The organism is Bradyrhizobium sp. AZCC 1577, assembly GCF_036924575.1.
Lineage (GTDB): Bacteria > Pseudomonadota > Alphaproteobacteria > Rhizobiales > Xanthobacteraceae > Bradyrhizobium.
In genome coordinates, this window is sequence record NZ_JAZHRQ010000001.1 from 3,899,376 (window position 1) to 3,920,160 (window position 20,785).

Here is a 20,785-nt window from a genome sequence, read left to right on the forward strand (position 1 = left end):
AAACCAGGTCAACGGCGCGCTGTCTTGGAGGAGGCAGCAAATGGCCGTCCAATTCATCGGCTCCGAATTCCTGGTCAACACCACGACGGCAGGCAACCAAGTCGACCCGACCATTACCGTCCTGGCAGACGGACGTTTTGTCGTTGCGTGGGCTGATGCCAGTCGGACGGGCGGCGACACGGATGGAGACGCTCTGCGAGCGCAGATGTTCAATGCCGATGGCTCGCTGTCCGGTTCCGAATTCTTGGTCAATACAACTACGGCAAGCAACCAGTTTGACCCTAGCATCACCGCCCTGGCCGACGGGCGTTTTGTCATCGCGTGGACGGATAACAGCCCCGGGCAGACCCTTTATGCCGTGCGTGCGCAGATATTCAATGTCAATGGCTCGCCGTCCGGCTCCGAGTTCTTGGTCAATTCAACGGCGGCATCCCAGCGGGATCCTGCCATCACCGCTCTTCCCGGTGGGCGTTTCGTTGTCGCCTGGGTGGATGTTAGTAGTGGGAGCGGCTATTGGGCCGTGCGGGCCCAGGTGTTCAACGCCGATGGCACGCCGTCCGGTTCCGAGCTTCTGGTCACCACATCCACGGCAAGGGTCCAGGATCTACCTACTATCACCGCCTTGGCTGATGGGCGTTTTGTGGTCGCGTGGACTGATTTGAGCCAGACGGGCGGCGATACGTCCGGTACTGCCGTACGGGCGCAGGTATTCAACGCCGATGGCACACCCTCCGGTTCTGAGTTCCTGGTCAATACCACAACGGCAAGCAGCCAGGTTGCGTTTACGATCACCGCCTTGGCCGGCGGGCGGTTTGTGGTCGCGTGGACTGATTTTAGTCAGACGGGCGGCGACACCTCCAGTGCTGCGGTGCGGGCCCAGGTGTTCAACGCCGATGGCACGCCGTTCGGTTCCGAGCTTCTGGTTAACACCACGACGACATCCCACCAGGAGTCGCCTACCATCAGTGCACTGGCCGACGGACGTTTTGTCGTCGTGTGGACTGATTTGAGCCAGACGGGCGGCGACACGTCCGGCGCCGCCGTGCGGGCGCAGGTATTCAACGCCGATGGCACACCCTCCGGTTCTGAGTTCCTGGTCAATACCACAACGATAAGTGACCAGGCTGGGCCGACCATCACCTCCCTGAGCGACGGGCGTTTCGTCATCGCATGGAGTGATAGGAGTCAGACGGGCGACGACACGTCCTTGATTGCCGTGCGGGCGCAGATCTTCGAGGTCGTGCCCGACAACCAGGCGCCCGCCATCACCTCAGACGGCGGCGGCGACGATGCTTTCATTACGCTCGCCGAGAACACGACGACCGTCACGACGGTGACAGCCACCGACCCGGATGCCGGACAGACGCTGACCTATGCGATCGCCGGCGGGGCGGATGCAGGTCTTTTCACCATCGATGCCAGCACCGGCGCAGTATCCTTCAACGCGGCACCCGACTTCGAGGCGTCGGCCGACGCCGGCAGCGACAACGTCTACGACGTCACGGTGCAGGTTTCCGACGGTAACGGTGGCATCGACACGCAGGCGATCGCGGTCACCGTGACGAACGCCAACGAGGCGCCCGTGATCACGACGCCGCCAGTTGTCGGCGCGGTCCAGGAAGACGTGACACTGTCAATATCGGGCACGATGGCCGCTACCGATGAGGACGCAGGAGCGATCCAGCTCTGGTCGGTCGTGGGCGGCAACGCAGCCAGCGGCGCCGATTACACGTTCTCGATGGATAGCCTGAACATCGCCAAGAACGGAGCCACCATATTTACTGATGAGTTCGACGACGGGACGCCGCCTCCCAGCGTGCCTGCCGGCAGCAGTCCACCGTCTTATGGGGTGAACGGAACCTTCACCGAAAACGGCGGACGCCTCTTCATGGACGACAGCGGCGCCGTGCCTAGTGTGGGCGTCGGCACGCCAGATCCCTTCGTAGGCCAGTTTGCCACTCTTCGGACTAACATTGATCCCGCCAACTTGGCGCAGGGTCTCAAGAGCGACGATGATTTCACTGTCGAAGGCCGGTTCGACCTGATCCTTCCGGACAGTTCGCGTGAAGCCTACGGCATCCGGCTGTCGGATCGCCTGCAAGGAGGCAGCGGTACGCCGCCCGATCAGCGAGGTGATGACGCAATAGAACTGGTCGTGCGTCGCGCACTGAACGGAGTCGTCATTGCTCAGCTGCTGGAGCTCGATTTCGCTGCGGACACAGTGACCATCATCCAGTCGATATTGCTGAATCCCCCGCCCGGTGCCGACCAGATTGTGTTGCGGTTGTCGCACTCGACGGCCGACGTGGGTGCGATCCAAGCATCGTTTGATTACCTCGCGGGCGGCGTCGTTGTCGGCACGCAGAGCTTCAGCGAGATTGGCCGCATTTTCGGCACGGAGACCCCCGGCTTCACCGGCGATGACGAGAACTGGACGCTTGCCCAGATCGTCAGCTACGCGCCGCAGATTACTGACTCTGCGCTCACCGGCATCTACGGCACCCTTAACATCAATCAGGCTGGGCAGTGGACCTATAATCTGGACAACGGCCAGGCCAATGTACAGGCGCTGGCTGCCGGCGAGACGGTGAAGGACGATTTCACGATCCGTGTATCGGACGGTGCAGGCGGCATCGATACAGAGACGGTCTCCATCACCGTCACCGGCACGAACGACGCGCCGACAGACGTCGCCCTCGCGGGCGACACAGTCGTCGAGAATGCGGCGGCCGGCACGGTTGTTGGCACATTGTCGGCGACCGACGTCGACAATGACGACACCACCAGCTTTGATCTCGTCGATGACGCCGGGGGCCGGTTTGCGTTCGCCAACGGCAATCAGATCGTCGCCACGGGAACGGGCCTCGACTTCGAAAGTGCGACCTCACATGACCTCATCGTGCGCGTCACCGATTTGGGCGGGCTGACGCGCGAGGAGACCTTCACGATCGCGGTGAGCGATGTGACCGAAAGCACCGCGCCGGCGATCACGTCGGACGGCGGGAGCGATACCGCGGCTGTGTCGGTGGCAGAGAACACGATCGCCGTCACGACGGTGACGGCCACCGACCCGGACGCCGGGCAGACGCTGAGCTATACGATCGTCGGGGGCGTAGATGCGAGCCTCTTCACTGTCGACGCCAATACCGGCGCGCTGGCTTTTGTCACCGCGCCGGACTTTGAGGCGCCGGCCAACGCCGGCACCAACAATGTCTACGACGTCACCGTCCAGGTCTCCGACGGCTACGGCGGCACCGATACGCAGGCGATTGCCGTGACGGTCGGCAACGTCAACGAGGCGCCAACATTCGTCGGCGACAGCATGACGACGACGGCTATTGGACCCGGTGATGACTTCGGTCGAGGCCTAGCCATACAGCCTGACGGGAAGATCTTGGTGGCAGGCAGCAGCTTCAACGGCACGGGTATCGACTTCGCCCTAGTTCGTTATGAGATCGATGGCCATGTAGACACGAGTTTTGGTGGCGATGGAAAGGTAATCACCGATTTTGGCGGCGCCGATGGCAATGGATACAGTGTTGTCGTAGATCCTAGCGGCAAGATTCTGGTTGCGGGCTATACTGGGTCGGGCGCGGAATCCGACTTCGCCATCGTGCGATACAACGCCGATGGCAGCCTGGACACCAGTTTCGGCGACGGCGGCAAGGTCATTACAGATCTGCTGGTCGACGACTTTGGCCAGAGCGTCGGGCTGCAGCCCGACGGAAAGATCGTGGTTTCAGGCTACAGCTTCAATGCTAACATCTCTGGTTTCGATTTTGCGCTCGTCAGATACAATGCCGACGGCAGCCTCGACTTTTCGTTCAACGGTGATGGACGGGTCACAACGCGAATCGGCACGCATGAGGCAAGCTACAGCGTCGTGGTGCAGCCGGACGGCAAGATCCTCGCCGCTGGTCATAGTCTGTTTTTTGGGACGAACGATATCGCCGTTGTCCGCTACAACGCGGACGGTTCGCTAGACACGGATTTTGGTGAAGACGGCAGAGTGACGACCGACTTCGGCCACACAAACGATGTTGGTCAGAGCGTCGCCGTTCAGGCCGACGGCAGGATCGTCGTCGCAGGAATCAGTCAGGGCGACATCGCGGTCGTGCGGTACAACGCAGATGGCAGTCTCGACACGTCGTTCGGCGACGGCGGCAGGGTAACGACCAGTATCGCGGCGGGCAACGACGTCGGGAGCAGCGTCACGATCCAGGCCGACGGCAGGATCCTGGTGGCGGGCAGCAGCTTTAATGGGGCGAACACCGACTTTGCCATTGTCCGTTACAATACCGACGGCAGCCTCGATACGTCGTTCGGCGACGGCGGCAAGCTCACGACGCAGATCGGTGCTGGCTCGGACGAAGGCTATAGCGTCAAATTGCAGCCCGACGGAAGAATCTTGCTCGCGGGATATAGCAGCAACGGAGTGAATGCCGATTTCGCGCTCGTTCGCTATAATACCGACGGCAGCCTGGACAGCACCTTTGGCACTCCGGATGTGATGGCAATCTCGATTGCCGAAAACACCGCGTCCGCAACGACCTTCGTCGCCTCCGATCCGGATGCGGGCCAGGCACTGACGTATGCCATCGCAGGCGGAGCGGATGCCGGGCAGTTCGAGATTGACGCCAATACCGGCGCGCTCTCGTTCGTCTCTGCGCCGAACTTCGAGGCGCCGGCCGACGCGGGGAGCAATAACGTCTACAATCTGACGATCAGCGTTTCAGATGGCAGCGGAGCAACCGACACGCAGGCGCTCGCAATCACCGTAACAAACGTTTCGGGCAGCATTGTTGGAGATGCGGGCGACAATAACCTGGTAGGAACGAACGAGGAGGACACGATTAGCGGCCTTGCCGGCAATGACACGCTCGACGGACGGGGTGGTGTCGACAGCCTGCTCGGGGGCGAGGGGGACGATACGCTTCTGGCCATAGCGGGCGATGTTGTCGGTGGGGAGATATACGATGGTGGAGGCGGGCTGGACACCCTGCAAATTGCCGGCTTCATGGAGTTCGAAGGGGTCACGTTGAACTCCATCGAGGCCCTCACCTACACGTCCGGTTTTGACTCCCCCAGCTTTACTTCGGATCACCTTGGAGCGGGGCTTTCGCCGAACCTCGTGGTAACGGGGAATGCAGGGTTCGCTGTTCTGTCCATAGGCGGGCCTGTCGTCGACATTTCCGGCTGGACGTTCCTCAATTGGAATCCGTCCAAGCAGATCTTTCTTGGCGGGACCATCGGGGACGACACGATCTCGGGGTCGGCACAAGACGAATATTTGGGCGGAGGAATGGGACAGGATTATCTGTCAGGCGGAGACGGCACCGATATCTTCCGAATTTTCCAGGCGGGAGAAGTCGTTGCTGGCGAAACCTACGATGGTGGTGCGGGTTTCGACATAATCAGAATACAGCACGCGGAACCGGCGCCGACGGATTTTTCCGGTACTACCATAGCGTCCATCGAAGCCTTGACGTTTCTGGGAGGCAGCGCAACAAACACTGTGGTCTTCAACTCCGATCAGATCGGAGAGGCTGCACTGTCAGCGTTGATTGTGTCGGGCAAGCCTGCAGCCTATGGCCGCTCAACGGACGCCGTTGCCATCAATATGACGCCGTCCGGATCGCTCGACCTGTCGGGCTGGTCGTTTGCCGACTGGAATACGGGAGAAGACACGGTCACCGTCAATGGCTCCGCGGGAGCCGACACGGTGACGGGGTCCTCGCAATCGGACGTCATTGGTGGGCAGGGTGGCGACGACATTCTGGTCGGAAATAGTGGTGACGACACACTTGAGGGAAGTGCAGGCATCGATAACATCGACGGCGGTACGGATATCGACACCGCTGTCTATTCAGGTATGAGGGCGAACTATTCGATCGAGCTGAACGGAGACGGGAGCGTTACCATCACTGATCTTCGCGCCGGCTCCCCCGATGCGACCGATACGGTGCGAAACGTAGAGTTCTTCGCCTTCGCCGATGGAATTATTCCGGCCGCCCAACTTATTAACCAGTCGCCCTTTATCACCTCCGACGGCGGCGGCGAAACGGCGGCTCGCGTGGTGTCTGAGAACGTGACGGTGGTCACGACCGTGGTGGCGACAGACCCGGACCCCGGACAGACGCTGACCTATACAATCGGCGGCGGCGCCGATGCGGGGCTATTCCAGATTGACGGGAGCAGCGGCGCGCTCTCATTCGTCACAGCGCCTGATTTTGAGACACCGAGCGATGCCGGAACCGATAACGTCTACGACGTCATCGTCCAAGTATCTGATAGCAACGGCGGAATGGATACGCAGGCGATTGCGGTCACGGTCCAAAATACGGCCGGCACATCCCTAACGGGCAATGGCGCCGCTAACACTCTGACCGGAACAGCCGAGGAAGACACGCTCAATGGTCAGGGTGGGAATGATACGCTGCTGGGGCTTACAGGAAACGACGTGCTCATTGGCGGCGCCGGCGCTGACGTGCTCGATGGCGGGACAGGTCGAGATACGATGACCGGCGGTGCAGGCAACGATGGCTATGTGGTGGACAGTTCTGAGGATATCGTCGTCGAGAATGCCGGCGAGGGGACGGACACGATCCGGACGGCACTCGCGGTGTTTGCGCTCGCCGGGATCGCCAACGTCGAAAACCTCACGTTCGTCGGCAGCGGCGATTTCACGGGTACCGGCAACGCACTCGCCAATTCGATCACGGGCGGTGCCGGCAATGATACGCTCGATGGCGCGGGAGGCGTCGACCGGCTGGTCGGCCTCGGCGGCAACGATACCTATTCTGTCGACAACCAGTCGGATGTCGTCGTCGAAGTTGCGAACGCAGGCACGGACACCGTGATGGCGGCGAGCGCGGCCTATACTTTGTCAGCGAGTACCGAGAACCTGACCTACGTGGGCACCGGAAACTTCAATGGTACCGGCAACGGCTTGGCCAACACAATCGCCGGCGGCGGTAACGCCGATACGCTGTCGGGCGCTGGCGGGAACGACACGATCGTCGGCCTAGGTGGCAATGATATACTGGGTGGGGGAGCTGGCGACGATACGTTCATCGCCACGGCGGGTGATGGCAACGATGGCTACGCTGGCAATGGCGGGAGCGATACTTATAGCCTTGCTGGACTCGCTGCCGACGCGACCATCAATCTGGTAACAGGGACAGCGTCCAGCAGCGAGATCGGCACCGATACCCTAACGACCATAGAAAATGTGGTGGGGGGCTCCGGCCAAGACACGATCACAGCCAGCAATGCGCACAACACCTTTAGTGGCGGAACAGGCAATGACACCTTCGTATTCGCAAGCACCAATGCCGCTGGCATTGACGCCAATCGGGATATCATCACCGATTTTGTGCCTGCGGCCGATCGCTTCGATCTGAGCGGAATCGACGCCAATGGCGGCCAGGCCGGCAACCCCGAGTTCGTGTTTGTCGGCGAACTCATCAACGTCGTCGGTGGTGTGGGCCAGCTCGGGCGAGGCCAGCTCGGGTATCACTACGAGACGGACGCAAACGGCATCGAGCACACAATCGTGGAGGGCAGTATCGACGCCGACGCGGCGGCGGAATTTCAGATCGACCTGGTCGGCCGTCACATACTTTCGGCAGGAGACTTCATACTCTAGAACGGGAGGGAACAATGGCAATCACTAACGTACTTCTCGCATTGTCTTCGGTTGCTGCCGTTCTGATCGCTGGTAACGCCCAGGCTCAGAGCATTCCACCGGAAGGACCTGTCTCCGTCACATTTACGGCGACGCCAATTCCGCCCCCCAAGCCGATGCCGGTCGGCGGCGGCAGGGAGTTTGACCTACTGAATCAAGCGATGACGGCAACGAACGACGCGGGAAATCCTGTGCTCAACAACATGGGTGGACGCTGCCAGTTTAGCCGGCTCAGGGATCCGTCGGCGAATACGATGGAAGTGCGCGGGTACTGCACTTACGTCGACAAGGACGGCGATCAATCATTCGAACAATGCGATTTCCTGCCGGGGCAACCCAACAATTGCAAAATCACTGGCGGCACCGGCAAATTCGAAGGTCTCCAGGCGGCGCTCGTCATTACCATCAACCCGCTCAAGGGCAACTTCGACGGCATCAATCAAGTAATTGGCTATAAGAAAGGAACGTACAAGTTCCTCAAGACTAACTGAGACCCGGCTGAACTTCGCGGCTATGTGCCACGCGAGGTCCGCGATTAAAACGAGCGCGTGAAGCCGTAACCTCTCTTGTCACTGGCTGTGCGTGAGGCAGGTGCTCTTGGAGTGCCTACCGGAGTCAGCTTTACCAAACCGGCTACGCGCTCACCGAGACCGGCGAAGGCGAGCGTATCATACCCACCGCGATCACCGAGCACCTCGCCATAGGTGCCGAAGGTCAGCATGAGCCGGTGACCGAGGGCAGCACCAAGGCCGTCGCGCAGATCGTGCACCACGCTGGCATTTGCACGGTGAGGCGGTACGCCTTCAGCATCGTCCGTATAAATAGCGATTAGCCGCTTGCTAGGTTTTCTGCGGCGCGCAAGTTCATCACGCATTCACGAACAAAGTCCGCGCGGAACAGCAAGAGACCGGGAACATCCGGCAATTCCTATTCGTTGTCGGCGTGGGCAATGCAGACACTGAGGAGACAATTCGATGGCCAATCGTTTCTTGATTACGGCCGCGACTGCGGCCCTGATCGCTGGAACCGGTTTTGCGAATGCGCAGGGTACCGGAACGGGCCGCGATGCAGGTTCACCAGGTTCCACGACGCAGCAGAGCGCGCCCTCCGATCGCGGTGGTGGTGCGTCCGGCGGCGCGATGCAACGCGATGACGGCGGCACGACAGGTATGAAGGGTGCGGAGTCCGAGAAGTCGACGGGCGGTGAAACGAAACAGCGCGCCGAAGACAAAATGAAGGGCGACAAGGACATGAAGGCCGAGGGCAAGGAGGACCGCCCCGGCACGAAGGCCGACCAGAAGGGTCAGACGACGGGCCAGGGCACGATGCAGCGTGAGCAAGGCACGACCCAGCAGCGTGAGCAGACCACGACCAAGGATCGTGACCAGACCACGACTAAGGATCGCGACCAGACCATGCCGCAGAAGGACCAGAAGGCCCAGGGCAAGGAAGACCGCATGCAGACTCAAACGCAGGGCGGAGCAGCGGGCGAGAGCACGACTACGGGCCAGGCTGGCGCAGCAGCGAAGCTCTCGACCGAGCAACGCACCCAGATCACCAGCGCGATCAAGGAGACCCGCGTTCAGCCGGTGACGAACGTGAACTTCTCGATTTCGGTCGGCACTAAGGTACCGCGCGACGTGACCTTCCACACGCTGCCGGAGCGAGTGGTGACGATCTATCCGGAGTGGCGTAGGTACAAATATATCCTCGTCAAGGAGCAGATCGTGATCGTCGATCCGAACACCTACGAGATCGTGGCAGTTCTGGAAGCTTAACAGCGGGCTTTTCGCAAAATAAAGTATAAGGCGGGCAGAAATGCCCGCCTCGCCTGTATCACTTGTAGCCGTCGCGCAGCTCCTCAACGCTGGTCATCAACATGACAGCTCTGGCAAACCTCCTCGCCCGCAAACAGCAACTGTTGGATCGGATGCAGGGAGATATGGGTCCGAACGAGCGCGAAGAGACAGAGCGCTTGCTGAAACAAATCGACACGGCATGGGAGCTGCTCGGAACCGCCGGTTCCGGGAAGTCCAGCGAAGAATAAAACATCTGAGCGGGTCCAACTCCCAGCGAGTCGGGCCGCTCCGTTGGCGGCCTCGTTCAACAGAACGGCCCCAGCTTCGTGGCAACAGGAGCAAAGCTGGGACCAATCCTGTGGCTTCCATGGAAGTATCGGGAAAACTGGGCAATCAGCAATTGGTTTCGGGCCTCGTTTGAATTTGCGGGTGGCCCAATTAGGATAGCACGCGAGACTGTTAAGGCCGCTCCACCGGACCCCGAGTCTGAACCAGGGGAAACGCTCAACCGTTGTCTCCTCATGGAGCACAAGGGCATCCCATAGTGTAGTCCAGACGGCCAATCCCACGGGCTGGAGGTGGACCGTGTACGTTCCCGGTAAGCAGCCAAAGTCCGGGACGGCTTCCAACCGACTGGGCGCAAACCGTTTCGCGGAGATGGCTATTGATAAGGCGATCAAGGTGATGGTCGACAAACCGACGAAGCAATAATGCCGCTGCCGCGTCGCCTGCTGTTCACACCGGCGGGTTCTTCGGTATGATCGTCGCCTCGATCAGCCGTATCGATCTGCGCCGATTGATCCTGTCGAGCGCATGAACCAGGTCATCCCGGTCGAGCACGACCAGAAGCCGCTCTACGGTTTGCGTTGCATCACGCGGTCCCGGCTCGATGTACTCCCCAAGAATACGCCTGGCGTCCTCGACGGCGCGAACCAGCGTATCTTGGTCGGGGCTATTCATCGCTCCACACTCTACGGACGCGAACTCAAGCGCGGGCCGGTGGACTAGTTCCTATTCTCCGCCGCCTGCAACGTCGGCCTCATCCAGAACATCGTACCCGAATGCAACGCCCTCGGTGTCGTTCTTCTCAAACCATGCATCAGCAGCCTCAGGGCTCGCAAACACCTTGAGGTGATCCGGGTCGCCAACATCCTTGCTGGTATCAACGTAAATCCAGACCGTCTTCATCGATCTCGCGCCAGCTTGCGGCGTCCCCAGTGGGGGCTCTTCCGAGATGGGTTAAACTCCCGAACGTGGTGACGGTTCAATGCCCGCATGACGCCGAGCCGGTCGAACATCGCCGGGCCCGCTGGTATCGAAAAACATTGCCCGGCGGCACTGTGTGGTCAACTCAAGGCGTGCGGCGCGAGAAGAAATAGCCTAAAGGAAACAGGGTTCTCGCGACTATAAGAGGTCAGATGAATACACAAGGCCAGCAGCTCGGCATCGATATGGCCAACAATTTTATGCTGATGGCATCTTGGCGATATGGCAGAGAATCCTGATGGGTTTCGGTCCGATGTGAGAAAGGCATTGCTTGATTTGACCGACGACTACAAGCTGCCAGGAATTTCGCCAGAGACGGCGCAAGTGGCCCGCATACCGCAAGACAGATCATCAACGGTATCCTAGCAAACACAAAACCGATCAAGGCGCAATAGTTCAGGCCGCCGCCTGATCTTTCCTTTCTCCGCACCACAGCACAATCTTTTAAGGCATCATCCAGCAACGGCCGCTGCAACGACTTCGCCTCATCCCACGGCGCGCGCATCCAGACATCGCGCTCCTCTTCGGTCGTCAGGATCACCGGCATCGCCTTTGGGTGGATCGGCTCGACGATCGCGTTCGGCGACGTCGTTGGGAAGCCGCAGCAGCCGAGGTGAGGGCGGGTGCATTTTGTTGCCCATAGCGGCAGGTCAGCTAGGCTTGTCTCCAAAAACGCCGCCCGAACTTATGGGCAGGAATGCCGTCGTCCGTCATAGCCCTTGTAGGTTCCGGATGCCGGATCATAGGTCCGGAAGTGATGGCAGCCGTAGCCTCCGCGCGGTTTGTGCTCAACGCGAGCTGGTTCACCCGGTCTAATTGCCGATTTGCCGTTCTCCCTGGCCACGTCCGGTTGCACTGCGGTCTGGGCGGGCTTCACGAGGCCGTAGCTGTTTGCCCAGGCGGGCAAGGAGACACCGGGCCTCCCGTCCACGGCAGCGGGTATCTGTTCTATGGCGCGCCGTGCGTTCGCCAGTTCGGTTGCCAGCGCTTCGGCCCTGTCGTGCTCCTGCTGCAGAGCCTGCCGCAGTACCGCCGTCGCGCTGTCGACCGCCTGGCTGAACTGGTCCGCCTCGCCGTCGCGCATCGACAACAGCTTGCCGACGTACCGCCACGCCTTCACCAGTTCGGCTTCGAGCGCCTCGGCCCGATCGTGCTTCTGCTGCAGAGCCTGCCGCAGTTCCGCCGTCGCGTTGTCGACTGCCTGCTTGAGCTGCGCCGTCTCGTCGTCCTTCGGCAATGGCGTCTGTTGCGCCATGACCGGCGAGACGATCGTGATGAGCTTAGATATCTCCTGCTGACTGGCGTATCGCGTCACATAGGCGACGACTCCGGCGTGGAGACAGATTCCGATGAGCGCCGCCGTGCTGAGGGTTTGGGCGATCCAGGAAATTGCAAATCCCCGCCGCGCGTGTGACGCCTCGAGGATGACGACGTTCGGTGCGGCCTCAATCGTATGGCGCATGTAAACCACCGCCAATTCTGACGGGTTATCAGGCCATTCCTTCTTCTTCACTTCGCCAATCCAGGAAGCCTATTCCCACCCGTGGCGGGCCTCAAGTTACTCTTTTTTGGTGATGGTTCCGGCTGCACGCAGTTCGTAAGGGCTGCGAGACGTTCCTGATGTTGGTGACCGGCGGACCGTCGAGCTTCGGCGGCGGTGGCTCCCCACCTCATCGCCCTGCCATCGTGACCAGAAGATCGCGGATTTCGCGAGTTATTTTTCTATTCATTCGAAGCCGACCAATCGATACCGACAGCGACATTGAAAAGTAGGGCGGCAACCGCGATTACGACGCCTAGCTCGACCAGAATGAACGCCACCAGTGCGGTCAAGCGCAGAAGAAGGCCTATGTCCTCGCCGACAATCAGCCGTTCGCAAGCAGTTCGACATTGACGTTTCAAGCGACGTCACCGAGATGATGCGCGTGGCTCGGCGATATGGTGACCGGCCGGAGATATTTTGCAAGGTCAGGTGGCACGCACTAATAGAATTGGCGTCGTCAGTAAGATCGGAGGGAGAGCGTCGGAAGCTTGAGACCAGAATCTCGGCGGGCGAGTGCATCAATGGTGCCGAGATAATCCGCGCTCGCGCGACAATTGGAGTTCGCACGCCGTGGAGCGTTAGAGGCGAACGAGCAAACCACATTGGCGATGGCTAACCGATTTAGGATTAAAGCGCCGGGAGGCCTACCCGAACTTCCCCAGACGCACCAAGGCCTGCTGGCGCATGCCGACGCGCGCGTTGACCGAAAATACCTGGCCTCGGACCTCGCTCCGATGAGCGTGAGGGTGCGATGAAGGGAGCGAGGGTTCCAATGTCGGCCACAATACATAGCCGCCGACTTAGCTGTGGACAGCCGGAACATTTTGCTTGACCGTTACGGCGCTTGATAGCCCCGCAACAGTTTGGAGCATTGTAAAATGAGTTTTACTGACGAACTGCTCGCATCGAAGTTTGACGACATTGAACGCGATATTGGAGACATCGTCCAAACTAGCAATCGCGCATTACCTTCAATCCATATCGTTCCGAAAGACGACCATCCGCTCCCGAAAGGCCCGTTGCCCGACTACGTCGAGCACAAGGAGGGCGTCAATCAGGTCGGCAGACTATCCGCCGAAGCGGTCGTTCGCGAATACGATGCGGCCGTAAAGGAGATCGAAGCGCTCGGTGCCGAACTGACAGAGGCTGCCAAGAAGTGCGAGGCCACGGTTGCTGGCGTTCATACGACGGTCAGCGAGATCAAGGCATTGGCGGCAAGCTATCGCGAGGAGGGCAAGCGCTACTTCTTGCAGATCGAGGAGTGTTCGCTAACGACGTCCGAGGTGCGCGCGGTCTGCGAAGCGCTCAAGAAAAAAATATCTAACGGCGCTATCGAAGCCTAGTTGTTGGGGGTTTTGGTCTGACCGCGACGTCCTCGTCGTGGTCGGCCAGCGTAGTATTATCACAACCAGTGACGGTTGATCTTCGCGCAGCCGATTTGACTATGGACTCCGAAGATGTTGCTCGATCAGTTCGCGAGCGGCCTCGAACACGTCTGGCGAGGAAGTCATGGTCTGGTTAGTCTCAAGCATCAAAAGTGCCTGCTCGTAGATCTCATGGCCTTCCTCGTCGGTAATGAGATGGTTGCGGATCATCGACTGAATCATTGCCGCTTGCATGGCGCTGGCCATCAGGCTTGAAGCTATGGCCAACTCGAGCGCAGAGAGCTCCTTCATCAAACGCCCTCGTGCAAAGTCAAACAAATAACACAGGGTAGAAACTTGGAGACCGCCGAGCCGTTCCAAAGGCGATCATTTGGCGCCCTTCAACCCCGAGTCTACAAGCGGCGAAACTGGCTCGAGGTTTCCTTTAGCTTCCCGCTCTGTTCACTATCGTGCAGACGTTGCCAGTTGTTCCTGCTTTTGTCGGGGCACCAGACGGGTACCCACTACGCTGTCTGGCTGTTTGAAAATGGGAATACTTGTATGGCCTCGGCGCGGACCCCGCGCTGGGGCCATCTTTATTCACGACAGACATCTCTTATGACGGGCTACGCGGTCAGGATCGTCCGCCATCATCATTAAATTTTTCTTCAGTGCATTGAGGCTGAGCCTCTCTCCCATATCTCTGAAGTTTCTTCGTGAGCGATAATTCAAATGGTTTCATGATCGCCGGGGTGCGTCATGCGGAATGAGTGGGAGCAAATGTCGATTGAGGAACTGTTCGAACTGCACCAACAGATGCAGTCAGTTCTCCGCGAAAAACTGCTCGCCAAAAGCGCAGCGCTGGAAGATCGATTTCATCAGCTCAACCAGCCGCGGAGCGATGCAGCAAGCGCGAAGCCCACTCGACGGGTGAAGCCGTCGACCTAACTAAACCGCCAATCGAGATTCGGTGTACGAGGCGGTGTCGCTCGGTGAAGGTCGGGGACGCCTTTGCGCCGTTGACGCTTGCAGCGCCTCTGCAATATGGACCGCTTCTCTGAGCTTTTGAAGTTCGGCCATGCGATGGGAAAGATCGAGGTCTATCTGCGAGAGACGCTGCTCCCCTGAAATAAACTGATCCATCTTTTAATCCTCCTACCAACGCACCACTCAGAACCTTTCAAGTTATTCCCGTGGGAGCGTGAAGGTCTATCCGCTGTGCTACACATGGCGGGACAAATATGAGCGAAAGCAATTATGGCAGCTCGAAATGGCTGGACGCCCCCAAATAAACGCGGTTCCGAAGCGTCATATAATGTGATCAAACAGCACGCTTCATAGTAACCACCCATTTCCGTTAGCTTTTGAGAGGCTGCACTATTGGGTCCTCTTTCACTCAAGTACCTCATACTCGAAGGCAACTCCTTCCGGGTCGTTCTCCTTGAACCAAGCTTCGGCAACATCTTGGGTCGCAAAAGACCTTGACGGATCAACGTCGCCAACTTCCTTGCTGGTGTCGACGTAGATAAAAACTGTCATCGCTGGATCCTCTGAAGGGATGCGCCTGAGCGGGAACGTTGCCACCTATTCCCGAATTATGGCGTGTGCCTTTGATCCCACCGTTGCCCCCGAGGCACACACTGACGGCCCTAGCCCTTCCCCGCTGGGGCCGTTCCTTTGGGCGCGCGTGGGCGGCTAATCTGCGCTGATCCGTACTCTTACGGGACCAAATTCCGATTCCTAGGTAACAATGCGAACTGACGTTTGTGTTTATTCTGATCTAAGGTGTTCGCGTTTCATCATGTTCGGAATACTTGTGAATCGCCCGGCCCAAAGCCGGGCTTTCGTTTAAGAAAAGAAACGGCCCCAGCACGGGTTGATGGCTGGGGGCCGTCATTCCAATGCGCCAGACGGCAGAGCCGGCGCGTACCTAAAACGCATTTCGGCTGCTCCCGTTCCGGTTTTTCCCGAAACTCGATGTAGAGTCCGGTACCGGATAGACGGATGAAGAGCGCGGAATTTTAAATGGCCTCATAGGGAGGCAGCGCCATGGGAAAGCGGGGACGCATCAAACACGAGAAGACGTTTGAAGAGCGACTGGCGGAAGAGGCCCGACGCTTTAAAGAGGCAGCAGATAAGCTCCCTCACGGCCCGGCCCGGGAACTACTTCTACGGCGGGCTCGCCAGGCTGAGACGGCCGTTCACATCAATGAGTGGCTGAGATCGCCCGGACTGCAACCCCCTACCTCATTGGGAAACTTGCTGTCGGATCAGGAGAAGTAAGGCTGGCCTCAGTTGGCGGTCCTACAGCGACACCAGCACCTGGCAGTCGATCGCCAGCACCAAGGTCGCCAGCATTGCATAAGCGGTCCTGCGGCCAATGCGGTTCACTTTAGTAGACCCGGCGATGCCGCCGATAGCCAGCGGGCTCTTGCGCTCTCGCGAAATATGGATTGACGACGCACTGTGCCGATCGGCCCGATGCCGACGCGTTGCATTGGGGCAGCGACGTGTAGCTGCATTCGTAATAGATGGTCCGGTCGTACAGGCGCAGGCAAACCGGATAAGCCGGATCGTACATCTGGGCAGTCGCCGGAGAGACCATCCCGATCGTCAAAATCGCCAAGGCCAGAATGCGCATCAGAGCCTCCTTCTGCATTCAGCCCAAGGAGTGCCAGCCTCACTCTTTAGCTGATAATCTCCTTGACCTTGATGCCCCGCAAGGCCTCGATGCAGTCAGCTACCAAATGCAAGAACTCATGCCGCTTTATGCTTTTCACCTGAAGCCCTTCCATATTGATGAGAATGAACCTCGCCATTTCGTGGGCGACTTCAAACTGCGATTTGCCGGTACCCTCAGCATCGATCCTTTCAGCCATTTCGCTCTCCGCTAGTTGGAATTGGAAAGCAGCAGCCTGTGGCGAACACCTTGATGTGCTCGGGATCGCCAACCTGCTTGCTGGTGTCGATGTAGACAAAGACGGTCATTGGTCTCTCTTCAGTTTGCGCCTGCCCCAGTGATGACTTTTGCGATCGGATTTGAATGACGCCGATACGGGCCAGCATCGTCGGCCCGCCGCTCTCCGCAACCAAGATTAGCGCCTCCATCGCCGCCTGCCATTCTGCGCTGAGTGCTCGGCCTTCGGCAGATTCATGATGTAGGTAACGGCATCCTTCAACGTGAGGAGCCGCCGACCATCGGGAAGCGGTATTGGATCCTCAAACGAGGCGGACCAAGGCAATAAAATCTACTCGGGCAATGATCTTGGGTGTTCCATCTTATCCAAGACTATCGGTAGCGGCTTGTCATCTTGTTCGTGTTTTGTGCTATCTCCAAATGACGACCGATCGTGAAATCGAGACCCTGTTCAGGCGGCTCCGGTTCTACGACCAGCTTGGGCGCCGGGCCGAAGGTCTTTGCCGAATAATCGAGAGAGAATTGAAGGAGCGCTATGGGCCTAGATCACGTCCGTTCCGAAATCGAGCACATGCGGGTCCAAGTCGGAAGACAGCGTAAGGAGATCCTGCAGCTTCAGCGCGCCGGCATCGCCACAGCGGCGGCTGAGCTCTTGCTTGGCAGGATGCTGGCAAAGATCGAGGGGCTGTGCGCCGAGCGGGACCGGCTCAAGGCAGAGCAGGGTGGCCCGACGAAGGGGCGCGTGCTGGGCGGCCGGAGCTGGTGATGCCGGAGCCGCTCAAATGGTACGACGAGAAGGCGGACAACTCGCCATGGATCAGGGCGCTTGCTGAAGTGCGCCAGCGGGCTGCACGTGAAGGCTACTGTTATCAGCACGTCCAGGCGATCACAGTCGCGATCGACCAGTACGCAGAGAAGGCGCTCGGAAACCGCGACTACTTCCTCAACAAGCCTTACAGCGTCGGCTAGCGCATGCGCCCAATTCTGCCAAGAATCGGACCCAGCTTGAATTAGCCATTCCGGGGGTGACCGTAGTGGCGAGGGGCTGCCGCGTGTCGTCCGGAAGCATCGCGCGCCGGGCCGCCTGGGTGCGCGGACGCATTAGGAGAGGCGGGATCACGCTAAATCCGCTCCCCGCGCCGTCGCTGGCGATCCTGGATAGCATCGACGTCCGCGCGCCCGGCGCGCTCGTGTTCGGGGGCAGGGAAGGGCGGGCTACTCGGGTGAAGTCCAAGCGGGGGAGATGGACCAGGCCGCGCCCCTCAAGGGGCACTGGACCTTGCACGACTCCGGCGGACGGGCCTGGGAATCCGAAGCTATTTGGTCAGGTGCGCAAGCATGGCCTCACAGGCGTTCTCGGCTTCGGCAAACGTCTTAAATGGTGATCCGCCTACCCTGATGGCGGGCTTGTTGAAATTGATGGAGCGCCAAGAGGCTACAAAGCCAGGCTTCCCGTGGAGTCCAGGACCACTCGTACTCTCATTACTGATTACGAATGAGAAGCCGCGCTCGCTCGCGCTCCATATCTCTAAGTCCCCTGTTGCAGGACCAACGCGGCTGAAGTGCATAGGCGCCTTCCACGATCCAGCGAGCCAAAACGGCCCCAGGTTTTCAGGCTGGGGCCGCCAACCTGTAGGCAGGTTTTCTTCCGGCCAGGGGGCTTTGGGGGCATCGGCCGGAAGCGGGAGTCGACGCCTTGCCAGGCCCGCGGTTCCAGCGATTGCAAACATTTTCCCGACGGTAGCGGGGCTGGCTTGACCAAGAAGAAGCGGCTCTCGTGAATTGCGAGTTCGGGCTGGTGGCGCTGTAATGAGCGACCATGGGAGTCAAATCGCCGGCCACGCGACACCCCGATATGGAAGTTGGAAGCCTCGCTGAAATGCCGGTCATGTCGGAAAGGTCGCTCGGCGCCCATGCGCATGATCAAACTGACCGAGCGGCAGGAGATCACGCCCTCAATGGGTGCATCCGGACGAGGAGCGGTAGAGGCCCCCGGCCGCCCGCCGCCATCCTCTCAAGTACCTGATTTCCCTATGTGTAAAACATGGGGAACGGAGCAGGAATCTGTTCCGGGGAATCTCAATCGGCCTTAGATTGGGAACTGGTGATTCGTCACCAAAAGCCGAAGAGCGGCCCATCGCGACAATGGCCCGCTCTTCAAATTTGAAACCCAATGCCACGATGTTGTGACACGGCCTCCCTTAACAAGAGTCGTTTTACAGCGGCAGGACAGAATGTCCAGCGATTCGTGGCGCACCGCACAGGAATTGCGACCAATGAAATCGCCGAAGATCACGAAGCTCGTCGAAGAAACTAAGGAGACCGTTCGCATCACCAATGCCACGGCGCGTGTGATAGAAATGAAGTCGGTTCACTACAAGACCGGCAACCGGGACATACCGTTTAACATCGACCTGACGGCGGCCACGGTCTGGGCAACCCAAAATCAAATCTCTGACCTCTATGGCCGCGATAAGGCAACCATCAGAGAGCACATCAAAAACGTCTATTTGGATGGAGAATTAACGTCCTCTTCAGTTGAGAGGAAATTCCCCTCTACTGCCGCAGACGGCAAGACTTACGAAGTGATCCACTACAGTCTGCCTTTGATTTTGGCGGTTGGATTTAGGACAAAATCGCCGGAGGCCGTCGAATTTCGGCGATGGGCCAACGAAATTCTGCAGGGCTATCTCCAAGATGGCTACGCGCTCAACGAGAAACGCCTGCGGGCTGATCCTACCGCCGCAGATAGCCTCGCCAAAAGGCTCCGCGCCATCAGGGCGGAGGAGAAGCACCTGTTCGCCAGCGTCCGGGATTTCTTCAAGGAGGCGGCGGTTGACTACGACCCGCTTAGCCGGACCTGCAAATCGTTCTATGCTGTGGTCCAAGATAAGTTTCACTATGCGGTAAGTGCCATGACCGCGGCAGAGATCATTCTTGATCGCGCCAACCACAAACACTCCAACATGGGACTTCAAACTTTTGAGGGGAACCTGCCGACCGTGCAGGAGGCCAAGGTCGGAAAGAATTATCTTGAAGAAAACGAACTGTTCGCTCTTCACATCTTGGCCGAACAGTTCCTGCTTTACGTCCAGTCGAAGGCAGTCCGCAATAAGGTCATGACAATGGCTGATCTTAGCAAGAAGCTGGACGAATTGATCGCGGTCAATGACTACGAAGTTTTTGGTGGTTACAAGTCCGGGGTATCTCGGCAACGCGCCGATGAGCACGCGACCGAGCAATATGCCCGGTTCTTGGTCCGGCTGCGGAAAGACGACGTTCGACCCATCAGGTAGCCCTGGTCAGCGAGGTAGCGTGGCCAACTAACCGCGACGACAGAGACCCGCCCTAACCGGCGGGTTTTTTCTTGCCGCTTTTTGACGAGGTCGTCCGTCTACTTAGGTTGCAGGATCGTCCACCAGATCAGGCCTGCTACCACGTAGACAATTACCAGCAGGAACCACGGGCGCCGCGGTCGGACATCCAATACTGGCACCGCAGCAGGTGTCATCGGTGGGTTGTCTTTTATTTTGTGGGAGAAGCTTAAGCCCGTGCCAGGCAGCGAGGCGGAGATGGTCTTTCCGGCGGTCCCGGTGGTATAGCCGAAGCCCTTCACGCCGATCCGGACGCTCGCGCTCTTCTTGCCGATATTCAGCCTGACGCCGGGGATGATCGAAAATGTCTTTCGAAAACGCAGCGCCATGATGTTACTCGCGGTTATCGAGGTTTGACGCAGGCGTCGACCGCGTAAGCGCATTGCTCGCCGGCTGTGATCAGGCCGCCCGTTGGTCCTTGATAGTTGACGGAGTTCACGGCGCTTCCGGCGAAGACTAAATTGATCTTGCAAAACCGGCTTGAGGAAACCCCGGAGAAGCTTCCGCCGGAAATTGATCCGCTAGCAACCACCGTTCCATCGCCGGAGTTGTAACCCCACACTTCAGTTTGACCTTCGGCGGCTTTGTTCGCCGGTGGTCCCATGCAAGCTAGAATTTGCTCCTTTGACATACCGACCATCTGAATGCGCGCATCTTGAGCAACCTGAGCTCGTTGGATCGCGCATCCACTCACCGCGACGGCAAGCGCCACGATTCCCAGACTCCGCATTTTTCTTCCCCCAGATCCTTTGTCCATCCAACCGCAACCGGAGGGCGATCGCAACGGAAAAGCCGCCGCTATGGACGGGGATTGTCTCGTTTGGAGCATTGACCT

The 20,785-nt window shown here is 59.0% G+C and carries 20 protein-coding genes and 1 pseudogene; 8 read left to right on the plus strand and 13 right to left on the minus strand.

Features of this window, described 5'->3' with window-relative positions:
• Positions 1-40 precede the first annotated feature (40 nt).
• Complete coding sequence (locus tag V1278_RS18100; RefSeq protein WP_334381760.1) at positions 41-7,648, plus strand: beta strand repeat-containing protein; 7,608 nt, start codon at positions 41-43, stop codon at positions 7,646-7,648.
• A 14-nt stretch (positions 7,649-7,662) separates the two neighbouring features.
• Positions 7,663-8,178, plus strand: a complete 516-nt coding sequence (locus V1278_RS18105; RefSeq protein ID WP_334381761.1) for a hypothetical protein — start codon at positions 7,663-7,665, stop codon at positions 8,176-8,178.
• Positions 8,179-8,222: 44 nt separating this feature from the next.
• Here the strand turns inward: V1278_RS18105 and V1278_RS18110 are convergent, their stop codons facing one another.
• Positions 8,223-8,561, minus strand: a complete 339-nt coding sequence (locus V1278_RS18110) for a hypothetical protein (RefSeq protein ID WP_334381762.1) — start codon at positions 8,559-8,561, stop codon at positions 8,223-8,225.
• Between the two features lie 100 nt (positions 8,562-8,661).
• Between V1278_RS18110 and V1278_RS18115 the strand changes: the two genes are divergently transcribed.
• Both V1278_RS18115 and V1278_RS18120 read left to right on the plus strand, forming a co-directional pair.
• A complete protein-coding gene (locus V1278_RS18115) occupies positions 8,662-9,465 on the plus strand; it encodes a DUF1236 domain-containing protein (RefSeq protein ID WP_334381764.1) in 804 nt (267 codons plus the stop codon).
• A gap of 101 nt (positions 9,466-9,566) precedes the next feature.
• Positions 9,567-9,734, plus strand: a complete 168-nt coding sequence (locus V1278_RS18120) for a hypothetical protein (protein ID WP_334381765.1) — start codon at positions 9,567-9,569, stop codon at positions 9,732-9,734.
• 487 nt (positions 9,735-10,221) lie between these two features.
• Here V1278_RS18120 and V1278_RS18125 read toward each other — a convergent pair whose 3' ends face one another.
• The 4 genes and pseudogenes from V1278_RS18125 to V1278_RS18140 all read right to left on the minus strand — a co-directional run bounded on the left by V1278_RS18125 (position 10,222) and on the right by V1278_RS18140 (position 12,214).
• Complete coding sequence (locus V1278_RS18125; protein WP_334381766.1) at positions 10,222-10,446, minus strand: hypothetical protein; 225 nt, start codon at positions 10,444-10,446, stop codon at positions 10,222-10,224.
• 51 nt (positions 10,447-10,497) lie between these two features.
• Complete coding sequence (locus tag V1278_RS18130; protein WP_334381768.1) at positions 10,498-10,674, minus strand: hypothetical protein; 177 nt, start codon at positions 10,672-10,674, stop codon at positions 10,498-10,500.
• Between the two features lie 520 nt (positions 10,675-11,194).
• A pseudogene (locus V1278_RS18135) lies at positions 11,195-11,353 on the minus strand (SOS response-associated peptidase); the annotation flags it as partial.
• An 84-nt stretch (positions 11,354-11,437) separates the two neighbouring features.
• Positions 11,438-12,214 carry a BA14K family protein gene (locus tag V1278_RS18140; RefSeq protein WP_334381769.1) on the minus strand — a complete coding sequence of 259 codons (777 nt, stop codon included), beginning with the start codon at positions 12,212-12,214 and terminating at the stop codon, positions 11,438-11,440.
• A 959-nt stretch (positions 12,215-13,173) separates the two neighbouring features.
• On the opposite strand from V1278_RS18140, the gene V1278_RS18145 reads away from it, so the two are divergent.
• Entirely contained in the window at positions 13,174-13,638 is a 465-nt protein-coding gene (locus tag V1278_RS18145; RefSeq protein WP_334381771.1) for a hypothetical protein, read from the plus strand.
• A 99-nt stretch (positions 13,639-13,737) separates the two neighbouring features.
• Here the strand turns inward: V1278_RS18145 and V1278_RS18150 are convergent, their stop codons facing one another.
• The 6 genes from V1278_RS18150 to V1278_RS18175 all read right to left on the minus strand — a co-directional run bounded on the left by V1278_RS18150 (position 13,738) and on the right by V1278_RS18175 (position 16,767).
• Positions 13,738-13,971 carry a hypothetical protein gene (locus tag V1278_RS18150; protein WP_334381773.1) on the minus strand — a complete coding sequence of 78 codons (234 nt, stop codon included), beginning with the start codon at positions 13,969-13,971 and terminating at the stop codon, positions 13,738-13,740.
• 636 nt (positions 13,972-14,607) lie between these two features.
• On the minus strand, positions 14,608-14,802 hold the full coding sequence (locus V1278_RS18155; RefSeq protein ID WP_334381775.1) for a hypothetical protein: 195 nt from the start codon (positions 14,800-14,802) through the stop codon (positions 14,608-14,610).
• A gap of 249 nt (positions 14,803-15,051) precedes the next feature.
• Positions 15,052-15,198, minus strand: coding sequence for a hypothetical protein (locus tag V1278_RS18160; RefSeq protein ID WP_334381776.1), 147 nt, complete (start codon positions 15,196-15,198; stop codon positions 15,052-15,054).
• Positions 15,199-16,051: 853 nt separating this feature from the next.
• A complete protein-coding gene (locus V1278_RS18165; protein WP_334381777.1) occupies positions 16,052-16,300 on the minus strand; it encodes a DUF3551 domain-containing protein in 249 nt (82 codons plus the stop codon).
• A gap of 46 nt (positions 16,301-16,346) precedes the next feature.
• Positions 16,347-16,538, minus strand: a complete 192-nt coding sequence (locus tag V1278_RS18170; RefSeq protein ID WP_334381778.1) for a hypothetical protein — start codon at positions 16,536-16,538, stop codon at positions 16,347-16,349.
• Entirely contained in the window at positions 16,531-16,767 is a 237-nt protein-coding gene (locus V1278_RS18175; RefSeq protein WP_334381779.1) for a hypothetical protein, read from the minus strand. The genes V1278_RS18170 and V1278_RS18175 overlap by 8 nt, the downstream gene beginning before the upstream one ends.
• A gap of 344 nt (positions 16,768-17,111) precedes the next feature.
• On the opposite strand from V1278_RS18175, the gene V1278_RS18180 reads away from it, so the two are divergent.
• The 3 genes from V1278_RS18180 (at position 17,112) to rhuM (ending at position 19,872) form a co-directional block, all read left to right on the plus strand.
• Positions 17,112-17,342, plus strand: a complete 231-nt coding sequence (locus tag V1278_RS18180) for a hypothetical protein (protein ID WP_334381780.1) — start codon at positions 17,112-17,114, stop codon at positions 17,340-17,342.
• Entirely contained in the window at positions 17,342-17,545 is a 204-nt protein-coding gene (locus V1278_RS18185; protein WP_334381781.1) for a hypothetical protein, read from the plus strand. Before V1278_RS18180 ends, V1278_RS18185 begins: the two co-directional genes overlap by 1 nt.
• A 1,307-nt stretch (positions 17,546-18,852) precedes the next feature.
• Positions 18,853-19,872: a RhuM family protein gene (gene rhuM, locus V1278_RS18190; protein ID WP_334381782.1), complete on the plus strand. Its 1,020-nt coding sequence runs from the start codon at positions 18,853-18,855 to the stop codon at positions 19,870-19,872.
• Positions 19,873-19,970: 98 nt separating this feature from the next.
• On the opposite strand, the gene V1278_RS18195 is transcribed toward rhuM, so the two are convergent.
• Both V1278_RS18195 and V1278_RS18200 read right to left on the minus strand, forming a co-directional pair.
• Complete coding sequence (locus V1278_RS18195; RefSeq protein ID WP_334381783.1) at positions 19,971-20,279, minus strand: DUF4236 domain-containing protein; 309 nt, start codon at positions 20,277-20,279, stop codon at positions 19,971-19,973.
• A gap of 14 nt (positions 20,280-20,293) precedes the next feature.
• Positions 20,294-20,662 (minus strand): hypothetical protein, encoded by a 369-nt coding sequence (locus tag V1278_RS18200; RefSeq protein ID WP_334381784.1) that lies wholly within the window; start codon positions 20,660-20,662, stop codon positions 20,294-20,296.
• Between the last annotated feature and the right edge of the window lie 123 nt (positions 20,663-20,785).